Below are 12587 nucleotides of genomic sequence, written 5' to 3'. Positions count from 1 at the left end.
GTTTCCCTCCCCGGCTGCCTGTGAGAGCAATGGTTGCTCCTTATCTGAGAATAACCAGCGGCTTGTGCGCGGTTTTCAGCATGGTGGTTGTCGTACTGCCCACCAGAAACTGCCGGATTCGCGAGTGGCCGTAAGCCCCCATCACCAGAATATCGATGCCGTGCTCTTCCTGATAGGCATGCAGCGTGGGCTCCACATCGCCGGCCCGGATAGCCAGCGTGATCTCCACGCCTAGGCCTTCCAGCATTTTTTCCGCCTTCTTCAGCTGCTCCCAACGATCAGCCGTGTCCGCCCCAACCATCACCAGGTGCAGGGGCATACCCCGTAACACCGGGCTGGCCGCAATCATCTCAATGCCCTTGAAGGCCGTCGCACTGCCATCAAAGGCGACCATGGCGCTTTTCGGCTCGCTGTATTCATCCGGCACCAGCAGAATCGGCCGATGCACACTACGGATCACGGTCTCAAGCTGGCTACCGATGTGCGCATCCCGATCGGAACTGCTTTCACCGTGCAACCCCATCACAAACAGCCGGGTTTCTTTTTCCAGCGCGGTCAGAGCCTCGGCCAGGTTGTCATGGCGCTGGCGCTTGACCGTCTCGCCAATACCCGCGGCTTTTACCCTGGCCTCTGCTTCGTCCAGCATGTGGTGGCCATGCTCCAGGGCAAGCTTGGAACGCTTACGGTCCAGCTCCGCCAGCTCATCCAGCAAATGCTCGCGGCTACCCAGGCCGATACTGCCAGCCAGATCCGGCTCAGCCGGATAACGCTCTTCATCCAGAACGTGCAGCAGCATCAACGGCGTTTCCATATGTCGGCTGGCCCAGGCGGCAAAATCGCACACTGCAGGGGCGGCCCTGGAGCCGTCAATACACGCCACAATTCTCAACTTGTCTGCCGTCATAGCTGCCTCGCCTTGCTCGTGATTCTGGTTGTTATTATTGCTGCGAATATCAGAGTTTTCTTTGGTCTGAGTCATATCAGTGCCCCATCAGCTGGTCAACGGCGTCGGGCTTGTCGTGCACTCCGAAGCGGTCAACGATGGTGGCACTGGCCTCATTCAGGCCAATCACTTCTACATCCGCACCCTCTCGGCGGAACTTGATCACCGCCTTGTCCAGCGCGCCAACGGCGGTAATGTCCCAGAAGTGCGCGCGGCTGAGGTCTATCACAACATTGTCCACCGCTTCCTTGAAGTCAAAGGATTCCAGGAATTTTTCCGAGGAACTGAAGAACACCTGGCCCACCACGGTATAGCGACGAGTGTCCGTTTGCTCGTCAAGCTCGGAGGTCACCAGCATGTAGTGGCCAACCTTGTTGGCGAAAAACAGAGCCGCCAGCAGGACACCGGCCAGCACGCCGAAAGCCAGGTTATGGGTGGCGACCACCACAATGACGGTCACCAGCATCACGATATTGGTGGACAATGGGTGCTCCCTGAGATTACGAATGGAATCCCAGCTAAACGTACCGATGGAGACCATAATCATCACCGCCACCAGCGCAGCCATCGGAATCTGCACCAGCCACTTGTCGAGCACCAGCACCAGAATCAGCAGGAAGACACCGGCCGTGAGCGTGGACAAACGTGTGCGACCACCGGATTTCACGTTGATGATGGACTGGCCGATCATCGCGCAGCCGGCCATGCCGCCCAGCAAGCCGGACCCGATATTGGCAATGCCCTGGCCCTTGCACTCGCGGTTACGGTCGCTGGTGGTGTCCGTCAGATCATCGACAATCGTCGCCGTCATCAGGGATTCCAGCAGGCCCACAACAGCCAGGGCAATGGAGTACGGCAGGATGATCATCAGGGTTTCAAGGGTCAGTGGCACCTCTGGCCACAGGAAAATTGGCAGGGTATCCGGCAGTTCTCCCATGTCACCCACGGTGCGAATATCCAGGCCCATGACCATGGCCACAATGGTCAAGCCGACAATGCAGACCAGGGGCGAGGGAATCAGTTTGCCCACGGTGGGTATCAACGGAAACAGGTAGATAATGGCCAGGCCAGCGGCGGTCATGGCGTAGACGTGCCAGGTCACGTTGGTGAGCTCCGGCAACTGGGCCATAAAAATCAGGATGGCCAGAGCGTTCACAAAACCGGTCACCACCGATCGGGACACAAACCGCATCAGACCACCCAGTTTCAGATAGCCGGCGGCAATCTGGATCACACCAGTCAGCAGTGTGGCGGCCAGCAGGTATTGCAAGCCATGCTCTTTAACCAGCGTCACCATCAGCAGCGCCATGGCGCCGGTGGCCGCCGAGATCATTCCCGGACGACCACCCACAAAGGCAATAATCACGGCAATACAGAAGGAGGCATACAGGCCTACTTTTGGATCGACACCGGCAATGATCGAGAAGGCAATCGCCTCCGGGATCAACGCCAGGGCCACCACGATACCGGCGAGCAAATCGCCACGAATGTTCGAAAACCAGTTTTGCTTGAGTGCATTGACCATAGTCGGGTAATTCCAGTCTGTTCAGAAAAGAGTCTGTCGTCTCGCGCGCCCACGGGCGGCCAGGCAAACACAGGAAAGTCTGCTCGGAATACTGGCGGAAACCAGTGAAGGAAAGATGAAACGCTAGGGCGGAAGGATCGTCACGGTTTTGGCGAGCTACGCTTTGATTAAAATCAGGTTACTTTGAAATCAGGGGCGCGAAGCTTACCAGAATGCGGTGTTTAAAGTAAGGCGTGGCTCGGAATCCAAAACCCCAGGGGTGCCCCCACGACCGCTAATTGCCTAGAATGCGTTTAAATAATCTTTTTGGTGACAAGTACATGGATGATGTAGCAAGCCAGTTCCTAAACGCCAACCAGACCACCATCAATCTGGCCGTGGCCTTGCTGCTCGGAGCCATCATTGGCCTGGAGCGGGGCTGGGATGCCCGGGAGCAGAAATCCGGGGAACGCATTGCCGGTATCCGCACCTTCTCACTGGTCGGGCTGTTGGGCGGTATTGCCGCCGTATTGTCGGAGCAGATTACCCCCTGGGCCTTTCCGGTATTGCTACTCAGTGTAGTGGCCATGGGGCTGGTGGCCTACAGCGAGCGCCTGGAACACATCCGCAATTTCAGCATTACCGGCATGGTCGGCATGTTGTTGACCTTCTGTTTTGGCGCCGTTGCCGTGGCGGTGGATCCGGTGATCGCCACCGCTGCTGCGGTGGTCACCGCCATCATTCTGGACAACAAGGAAGAAATCCACGGCTGGGTACACAAACTTCAGGCCAGCGAACTGGACGCGGCCCTTAAACTGCTCTTGATCTCGGTGGTGATGCTGCCTCTGCTACCAAACGAGGCTATGGGCCCGGGTGGCGTGCTCAACCCCCGGGAAATCTGGTGGATGGTGGTGATGATCGCCTCCATCTCATTTGTCGGTTACTTTGCCATCCGGGTGGCCGGAGCCCGCAAAGGCATTCTGTTCACCAGTCTGTTTGCCGGATTGAGTTCATCTACCGCCCTGAGCCTGCACTTCGCCCGGCAATCGGCGAAGAATCCCGACTTCAGCCCGCAGTTTGCTGCCGGCATCCTGATTGCCTGCGGCACCATGTTCCCCCGGATTCTGGTTTATTGCCTGGTCATCAACAAGGCACTGCTACCCAGCCTGATCTGGCCGGTCGCCATGATGACCGCCCTCCTCTACGTGCCCGCGCTGATCATTTGGCGCCGCAACGCCCGGCAACTGCAGGTGAGCCAGCCCACCATGAACCAGAACCCGCTGGATCTCTCTTCCGCACTGGTGTTCGGTTTCTTGCTGACCGCCATTCTGTTACTGGGGGAATTCCTCAAGAATGCCTTTGGCGATGTCGGCATTTACGCCCTGGCCGCCACCTCTGGCGTGGCGGATGTCGATGCCATCACCCTGTCTCTTACCCGGATGTCCAACGATGGCCTGGGCATGGATGCAGCCGTGCTGGGGATTGTCATCGCGGCAGCGGTGAATAATCTGGTGAAATCGGGCATCGCCTGGAGTATCGGCAACCGACAAACCGGTCTGCTGGTGGCTGGCCCGATGGTGTTATCTCTGGCCGCAGGCCTGTTGGTGGCCTGGCTGCAATAAGGTATCAGCCAGCCTTACGGAAGGTCAGATTGTAGCGGGCCGAGCCGGTCACCGGGTGTTCACCGGCTTTCAGAGTCAGGACGCCGTGGTAACGCAAACGGGCCGGGCCGCCCCAGACCACCACATCACCATGTTCCAGCAGAATACGCGCGGGGCGGTCGCTGCGCTTGAGTCCACCAAACTGAAACACAATGGGCAGGCCCAGAGACACCGACACAATGGGCCAGGCAAAGTCTTTTTCGTCCTTATCCTGATGCAGTCCCATTTTGGCCCCAGGCTGATAGCGATTAATCAGGCAGGCATCCGGGTCAAAGCCGGGAAATCCCGCTTCCCGGGCTGACTTGCAGGCCAATGAGACAAAGCTTTCGGGCATGGCCGGCCACGGAAGCCCGGATAAGGGATCCTGAGGCTGGTAGCGATACCCTGTCTCGTCAGTCACCCATCCCAGGGGGCCGCAACAGGTCATGGCGGCCGACATCTGATGGCCACCCGGCGTTTTCATGTGGCGAAACGGCGCCTGTCGCGCCACCTGTTCTATATCTCGCATCAAGGCTTGCTGGTGCTTCACGGCATGGCGCCGTAGCACAACCACGCCCTCGTCAAAGGCTTCCATTGTCGGTTGATCGTTCAACCCGGAAAACAGATCTGGCGTCATAAGCCACCCGTTTATCTTCTGAAATCAGAATAACGCCCGCAGAGCGTCTACACTTAGAGAACCCTTCATCCGTCGTTGGATCCCGACGCTGTGAGACAGACAAAACCGCCACACAACAAACAGTCCGCCCGGGTATCACTGGCATTCCTGATAGCCTCTGCCATCACCTTGGGAATGCTGATACTGGCCATCACACTGGTGGCCCAGAGTTATCGGGGCATGGAACAGGCCAAGGTCACCGCTGCCGCCGCCACTGCCCGACAGCTGGCTCTCAGCGTGGACGATCGTATCAATGCCATTACCCAACCGCCGGCTACGGCGCTGGCCTTGTTGCGGCACGACCCACTCACCCGGAGTTCCACCCTTGAGCTACGACGGCAACGCCTGCCGGTGATTGCCGATGTGCTCACCAGCAGCGATATTGTCAGTGCGGTATACGCAGGCTATGACAATGGCGATTTTTTCCTGTTCCGTAAGATTCGCAGTTCGGGCTCACTCCAGTTTCCGGACGCCCCCGCAACCAGTCGCTATCTGCTGCAAAGCCTGGAATACCAGGGCAACCTGCGCAAGGGCATCTGGCAATTCTATAACAGCGACCTGGAACTGCTCGAACGCCGCTCGCTGCCGGATTACGACTATGGTCCCCGCCAGCGCCCTTGGTATCAGGCAGCCAGGGCCGGAGATTCGCTCCAGCTATCAGCGCCTTATGTGTTTTTCACCACCCAGGAAACCGGGCTGACCCTGTCTCAGAGGGCCGCCAGTATCCCGGGTACCGTGCTGGGTGTTGATGTCACCGTGACCGACCTGGGCTCGCAACTGGCGGAGCTGAAACAGACCCCAGGCAGCCGGCTGGCCATTGTCAGCGCCTCCGGGGAACTGCTTGCAGACGCCGACGGTAACACCGAACCCGATACCGTGATCCGCCAGGTGCTTGAGCCGGGCACCAACCGGGAAATCCGCCGCTTTCATCAGCAGGGCCGTGACTGGTATGGCATGGCCGAGCAACTTGGAACCCTGCCCGATGAAGCACTCTCCGTAGTTGTCGCCATTCCCTCGGATGAACTGCTGGCCGATGTCTGGGCTGCCCTTGCCCGCCAGACCGCGATCGCCGGCGCCATAGCGCTTCTGCTGTTGATACTTGGCTGGTTTATGGGGCGCCAGGTGGGCAAACCCCTTGAACGCCTGACCGACCGGGTCAGCAGCCTCTCCCGCTTCCGCTTTGACACGCCAATCCGCTCGGAGTCCCATATCCGGGAAGCCTCGGAACTCAGCATTGCCCTGGATGACATGGCCCGCACCATCCGAAGCTTCCAGAACATCGCCACGGTGCTCAACCGGGGCCAGGATCTGAACCAGTTGTTACGCGACATTCTTGATCAGATCATCGCCATCGTCAGCCAGGAACGGGGCGCGATTTACCTGTACAGCAGCCATGAACATAAGCTCGACCTGGCTGTTAACCGCGGACTTGAACTGCCCGCCAGCCTGCCAGCCATCAACCAGGCGGCAGACGATAACGAGATCATTCGACAGCTCAGAAACCACATATCCGGCCACCCGGTGTTTGCCATCCTGCGTAATCGACGCAAGAAACTCATTGGTGCATTGATCATCGAGATGGAAGTGGGCGACCACACCCACCTCAGTGATGACCTGATTGTTTTCGTGGATGAAATTGCCGGCTCCGCCGCAGTTGCCATCGAAACCCGTGAACTGATCGAAAGCCAGCAGGCCCTGCTCGATGGGTTTATCCGCCTGGTGGCCAGCGCCATTGATGCCAAGTCGCCCTACACCGGCGGCCATTGCGAGCGGGTGCCCAAGCTCGCCCAGATGATCACGGAGGTGGCAGAGCAGGCATCGGAAGGGCCTTTTGCCCATTTCCGCATGAACGAAGACGAACGTTACGAATTTCACCTGGCGGCCTGGTTGCACGACTGCGGCAAGATCACCAGCCCGGAATATGTGGTCGACAAAGCCGTAAAGCTGGAAACCATCTACAACCGCATCCACGAAATCCGGGCCCGCTTTGAAATCCTGCACCGGGATGCCGAGGTCCGTTACCTTCAAGCCTGCCTGAATGGAGAAGACCCGACCCAGGCTGCCCGTTACAGAGATGAGGCCCAGGCAAAACTGCAGGCTGACTTTGGCTTCCTGGCAAACGCCAATGTGGGCAGTGAGTCCATGTCGGACGAGGATGTAGCGCGTATTCGCCAGATCGGAGCCCAGACCTGGCAACGCCATTTCAGTGACCGGCTGGGCCTCTCCGGGGATGAGCAGCAAGCCCTGGCGGATTCTCCGGAAGCGGCACTGCCCGCCACAGAGCCACTGCTGGCAGACAAACCCTGGCATATTCGCACCTGGGGCGACCGGGTGCCTCCGGTCCAGCGGGACGACCCGCGCAATCTCTGGGGCTTTGACATGAAGCTGCCTGAGTATGCCTACAACCGGGGAGAACTCCACAATCTGACCATCCAGTACGGCACCCTGACGGAAGAAGAGCGCTTCCGTATCAACGAACACATCGTGCAGACCATCTGCATGCTGGATGCCCTGCCCCTGCCAGACCGTCTGGCCCGTGTGCCCCGGCTGGCCGGCACCCACCACGAGCGTGTGGACGGCAAGGGCTACCCCTTCGGCCTGAGCGGTGAGGACATGAGCATTCCCGAGAAAATCATGGCCGTGGCTGACATCTTCGAGGCGCTGACCGCCGTGGATCGCCCTTACAAGCAGGGCAAGACACTGTCTGAAGCGCTGAACATCATGGATAACATGACCAGACAGGGCCATATAGACCGGGAGGTATTCCTGCTCTTCGTACGCTCCGGAACCTATCGGCGCTACGGTGCCCAGCACCTGAAGGCCGAGCAGATTGATACCGTGGATGAAAGCCTGTTCATGAAGCCCTGACCAAAAACACGTATATTCTCAGGACTGTTTACTCAACGAAGGATAGAGAATGCTGTTCGCAATCATTTTTGGCGGTCTGATCGGTTATGCCTTTGGTCGATTCCCCGGCTTTCTGGTTGGCGCAGCCATTGGTGCGTTCCTGTTCCAGCGCATGAAAAGCCGACTGCTGGGCAAGCTTCAGGGGCTGCAGGCCGGTTTCATTGAATCCGTGTTCGCGGTGATGGGCGCCCTGTGCAAGGCCGATGGTGTGGTCTCACGGGATGAAATCCAGATGGCAGAGGCCATGTTCGTTCGCTTTCGCCTGAACGAATCCCAGAAAGCCATGGCCAAGGAAGCGTTCAACCGGGGTAAAGCATCGGACTTCGACCTGGACGCCGAACTCCAGCGCTTCATGCAGGCTTCCGGCCGCCAGCCGGTGCTGTTGCAGATGTTTCTGCAGGTACAGGTGTCTGCGGTTGCCGCAGACGGGCAGGTACATCCGGCCGAGCACGAAATGCTGGTTCGTATCGCCCGTGGGCTGGGGCTGCCGGAAAGTCAGGTCGACCAGCTTGAAGCTATGCTGCGTGGTGCCCATGCCGGCCAGGCGGGCGGTACCCGCAATTATTCCAGCAGCCAGCAGATCGATGATGCCTACAAGGTTCTTGGCGTCTCGCCAGAGGCCTCAGACGCCGAGATCAAGCGCGCTTACCGCAAGCTGATGAGTGAAAACCACCCGGACAAACTCGCCGGACGCGGCTTGCCCGAAAGTATGCGGGAAATGGCGGAAGAACGAACCCGTGAAATCAGCCACGCTTACGACGTGATCAAGGAAGCGCGGAACAAAGCGTCCTGAACCCGACAGTCAGAACCAGCGGGGCACCCGTTTGCAATAGGCCTCGTACTGTTCATCAAAACGCCTGGCCAGGGCTTTCTCTTCCTCCCTGGCCTGGCGCATGATCACCAGCACGCCAGTCACCAGGCACACCAGCGAAAACACGCTGGGCAACGCCAGAAAGAACCCCAACTGCCCCGTCATCACCGCCAGAAACAGCGGGTTCCGGCTGCGACCAAATGGTCCATCGGTCAGAAGGTGCCCACTGCCATGCTGGTCATCAATGCCGGAACGCCAGTCCTCATGCATGTAGGCCTGCAGATAATTCACGGCTGTGTAGGAAACCAGCAGAAGCACAGCCCCGGCCAGTACCACCGGCCAGTGGTACAGCAGGGGGAAAACGCCCAGCCAGGCGTCCAGATCAACCCAGATCCTGGCCAGGCAAACCAGCAGAATCGCAGCCCGGAACAGGTTAAAGGTGTGGCGATGCCACCAGGTAGCCGTACCGGCCCTGCCATAGTTGATGTGAGAGAAGCCTAATCGTGAATACAGGCCGAGCGTACGGGCCGCAAACTGCAGACCAATCATCAGGAAAAAAACGCCGAGAAAAACCCGGACAGCAGGCTCGATCAGATCCATTATTCATTCTGGTTCAGTAGGTTGGCAAACAGCTTACTGTGCTTGAGGCTGCATTGAAAGAGACACCGATCAATCCTTTGCTGCCATATTTTGCACCCATTTTGTGACGCCATACCTGAAATGACATATCGTCACGTTTAAGCCTGGGTTATGTTAGTAAGCCTCTGTTTTTGCTTTCAGGAGCCGCCATGAATCAGCCACCCAGTACCCGCTTCCATTGTTTCCGCAACGACGCGATGGCCGACAACGACGCTACCGCACTTGCTGAACGGATTCGTTCAGGCGAGGTTTCGGCGCAGGAAGTGACGGCGGCGGCGATTGAGCGGGCACAGCTGGCGGCGCCGGTGATCAATGGTGTGGTGGCCGAACGTTATCAGCCAGCGCTGACACAGAGCCAGCGACCGGGCGCCCAGACTGGCCCCTTTGCCGGTGTGCCTACCTATATCAAGGACAACACGGACGTTGAGGGTTTGCCCACCGGGCACGGCTCACAGGCTGTCACGCCCCGGGTGGCGAAAAGAACCAGCCCTTTTGCCGAACAGATGCTGGCCCAGGGCTTTATTTGCCTGGGCAAGTCCACACTGCCGGAATTCGGTTTTAACGCCTCAACTGAGCCCGCCCAGGGAGACCCGACACGCAACCCATGGAGCCTGGACTATTCCTGTGGCGCTTCCTCCGGCGGCGCTGCCGCCCTGGTGGCAGCCGGCGTGGTGCCCATTGCCCACGCCAATGACGGTGGCGGCTCTATCCGGATACCGGCGGCCTGTTGCGGATTGGTGGGCCTGAAGCCGACGAGGGGGCGCGTAGTGGACAATGATGCCGCCCGGGATTTGCCCGTCAACATCATCAGTGATGGTGTCGTCACGCGTTCAGTGCGCGATACCGCCGGCTTCCTGGCGTACGCCGAGTCCTGGTTCAGGAACCGGAAACTACCCGCCATCGGGCATGTGCAGGGCCCCTCTGGCCGACAGTTGCGCATTGGCCTGGTGCTGGACTCCATCAACGGCCACCCCACCGACCCGGAAACCCGGCAAACGGTGGAGCAGACGGCCCGCTACCTGGAAAAGCTGGGGCACATTATCGAGCCCATGGATGTGCCGGTCGCCAGCTCATTTCCGGATGACTTTGCGCTTTACTGGGGGATGCTCGCGTTCGGTGTAAAAGCCCGCGGTAAGAAGCTCTATCACCCGGATTTCGACAAATCCCGAGTGGACGGTCTGACCAATGGCCTGGACAAAATGTTCCGCCGCCAGTTCTGGCGCCTGCCCGCTGTCATCTGGCGGCTGAAACGCTCCTGGCACGACTATCAGAGGCACATGAATGATTATGACGCGGTGCTGACCCCCGTCCTGGGACATACCACACCGCCGCTCGGCCATCTAAGCCCCGGCGTACCTTTCGATACCCTGTTCGAACGTCTGACCCGCTATGTGAGTTTTACGCCGCTGGCCAACGCCACTGGTGCTCCGGCTATCGCCTTACCTATGGGGGAAAGCAGTCAGCACCTGCCTATTTCGGTGCAGTTTATGGGTCGGCATGGCGATGAGCGCACGCTGCTCGAGATTGCCTACGCGCTGGAAGCCAACCACCCCTGGCCAACCCTTAACCAGGCAGCCCGGTCAAATCAGGCCTGACAGACTGCGTGGTCCCGCCCGGCCTGGGTATTTGAAATTACCCGGTTACGACCCTCCGCCTTGGCCTGGTAAAGCGCGTCATCGGCGCAGGCAAACAACGCTTTGGTGGCGTCCGCCCGGGCGGGCGCGCAGCTGCAAACACCAATACTGACGGTGAGATGAAGTACCTGATCCGAGACCCGGAAAGCTGTTTTCTGAATCTCCTCGCGGATTCTCTCGGCGACCCGAACAGCTCCGGCTTCCGGGGTGTCCGGCAACAGGACGACAAACTCCTCGCCGCCATACCGGGCGGCCAGATCCTGCGGCCGGGTGACGTGCCGTTTGATGCAGTCGGCGACCATTTTCAGGCAGTCATCGCCCACCAGATGGCCGTAGGTATCGTTAAAGCTCTTGAAGTGATCAATATCTACCACCAGCAGCGACAGCGTCTCCTCAAACCGATAGGCATGGACCACGTCAGCCTGAAACTTTTTGTCAAAGTGCCCCCGGTTTTTGAGTCCGGTAAGGGGATCCGTCGCACTCAGTTCCAGTAGTTGTTCGTTCAGGGATTCCAGGTCACGGGTCCGCTCCTGCACCCTCTCCTCCAACAGAGCATTAGCCTCTTGCTGAACACGCAACGATTTTTCCTGGGCCAGTCGAGCTTTGCGTTCCTCACGCAATAACTTCTGCTGGGCCGCAAACGACTTCTTCTTCTCCCGGTTCAGCCTGTCAGCCAGCGCAAGTGATAACAGAATCACACCAAGGGCCGAGCCAACCTGAGTGGCATTCTCAGTCAGCAGGTTCCTTGGCAGCATGGTAAATTTGCTCAGCGCCAATACGATGCCCCCGAACAGCATAAACACCCAGGCCACCGTGTAATACCGGGCAGCTGGGTCACGCTTCAGCCAGCGCACCACACTCAGCATAAGCATGGTGGAGCATCCCACAAAGGCAACCAGAATGGTCGGAAGAATCATCAGCCTGTAGGGAATCAGAAGGCCCGCCAGGGCAAGCAGACCGGCCGTCATGATCATCGCCATCGTCCACCGGTTCAGCCACGGGTGGTTTTTTCTTGTCACACTGATGAAGCGAATACTGAAGGCTCCCCCGAACAGCACCACCAGATTCAGGAACACAATAATGGATTGGTCGTTCCACCAGGTCGCCTCAGGCCAGAGGTACTGGAACGCCACACCGTGCAGTGACGCCAGGAAAAGTGGCATCGCCGCAATATAGCCAACGTAGTAGAGAAAACTGCGCTCTCCCACGGCCATGAAGACGAAAAGGTTGTAAAGCATCATCACCAGGACGATGCCGTAGTAGATTCCCTCAAACAGGCTACGGGCCTGTTCGGCCGCGTAGAAGGCATCCTGCTCCCAGAGCGTCATGGGCACCTGCATAGAGCTGGTGGTGTCCACCCGAAGATAAACCGTTGTGGACGATTCCGCGGGCATCACCAGCGGGACAATGAAATTGCGGTGGTGGATCGGCCGATCGTAGAAAGGACGCTTATCCCCAAGGATCAGCGGTTCGAGGAGCTTCCCCCTGACCTCACGGTAGATCTCAATATGGTCCAGGACGGGATAACCGATCTCCAGAAAATTACTGGCTTCCGATTTAAGCGTGTTGGTGAGCTTTACCCGAAACCAGTAGATGTCCTCGCCATACCCCAGACTGACACTGTCACTGCCGTTTCGGGTCCAGGCCTGGTCCGGAAGGTTCCGTATGTCAGCAACCGATGGCGCCCCTGTTTCCTTCCAGTAATCGACGAACCGTGAAAGCTCAAGGCGTTTTGAAAAGGGCCCCCACTCTCCGGCATCTGCATGGGCAATGGAAGGGAGCACCAAATAAAAGAACAGCGTCAGGAAGACAAAAAGCCGTGGCATAGCACTC

The 12587-nt window shown here is 58.6% G+C and carries 9 protein-coding genes; 4 read left to right on the top strand and 5 right to left on the bottom strand.

The features are described from left to right. Positions 1-40: 40 nt before the first annotated feature. Both ACSSVV_RS16375 and ACSSVV_RS16370 read right to left on the bottom strand, forming a co-directional pair. Positions 41-979: a universal stress protein gene (locus ACSSVV_RS16375; protein WP_454106574.1), complete on the bottom strand. Its 939-nt coding sequence runs from the start codon at positions 977-979 to the stop codon at positions 41-43. Position 980: 1 nt separating this feature from the next. Then, positions 981-2468, bottom strand: a complete 1488-nt coding sequence (locus tag ACSSVV_RS16370) for a SulP family inorganic anion transporter (protein WP_454106573.1) — start codon at positions 2466-2468, stop codon at positions 981-983. A gap of 320 nt (positions 2469-2788) precedes the next feature. Between ACSSVV_RS16370 and ACSSVV_RS16365 the strand changes: the two genes are divergently transcribed. After that, the gene (locus ACSSVV_RS16365) at positions 2789-4069 is read left to right on the top strand and encodes an MgtC/SapB family protein (protein WP_022990968.1); all 1281 of its coding nucleotides are present in this window, start codon (positions 2789-2791) and stop codon (positions 4067-4069) included. 4 nt (positions 4070-4073) lie between these two features. Here ACSSVV_RS16365 and alkB read toward each other — a convergent pair whose 3' ends face one another. Then, a complete protein-coding gene (alkB, locus tag ACSSVV_RS16360) occupies positions 4074-4724 on the bottom strand; it encodes a DNA oxidative demethylase AlkB (protein WP_011785576.1) in 651 nt (216 codons plus the stop codon). A gap of 90 nt (positions 4725-4814) precedes the next feature. On the opposite strand from alkB, the gene ACSSVV_RS16355 reads away from it, so the two are divergent. Continuing rightward, positions 4815-7631, top strand: a complete 2817-nt coding sequence (locus tag ACSSVV_RS16355; RefSeq protein ID WP_454106572.1) for an HD domain-containing phosphohydrolase — start codon at positions 4815-4817, stop codon at positions 7629-7631. 49 nt (positions 7632-7680) lie between these two features. Continuing rightward, positions 7681-8463: a co-chaperone DjlA gene (djlA, locus tag ACSSVV_RS16350; RefSeq protein WP_011785578.1), complete on the top strand. Its 783-nt coding sequence runs from the start codon at positions 7681-7683 to the stop codon at positions 8461-8463. 9 nt (positions 8464-8472) lie between these two features. On the opposite strand, the gene ACSSVV_RS16345 is transcribed toward djlA, so the two are convergent. After that, a complete protein-coding gene (locus ACSSVV_RS16345; protein ID WP_113878868.1) occupies positions 8473-9081 on the bottom strand; it encodes a methyltransferase family protein in 609 nt (202 codons plus the stop codon). Between the two features lie 188 nt (positions 9082-9269). Here ACSSVV_RS16345 and ACSSVV_RS16340 point away from each other — a divergent pair, with 188 nt between their 5' ends. Beyond that, positions 9270-10715 carry an amidase gene (locus ACSSVV_RS16340; protein WP_023009344.1) on the top strand — a complete coding sequence of 482 codons (1446 nt, stop codon included), beginning with the start codon at positions 9270-9272 and terminating at the stop codon, positions 10713-10715. Here ACSSVV_RS16340 and ACSSVV_RS16335 read toward each other — a convergent pair. Then, positions 10706-12580 (bottom strand): sensor domain-containing diguanylate cyclase, encoded by a 1875-nt coding sequence (locus ACSSVV_RS16335; protein ID WP_023009345.1) that lies wholly within the window; start codon positions 12578-12580, stop codon positions 10706-10708. The two genes, ACSSVV_RS16340 and ACSSVV_RS16335, sit on opposite strands and share 10 nt — an antisense overlap. Positions 12581-12587: the final 7 nt, after the last annotated feature.

The organism is Marinobacter sp. MBR-105, from assembly GCF_053628895.1.
Note: the sequence above shows the minus strand (reverse complement) of the source record. Positions and strands in the feature narration are given on the sequence as shown.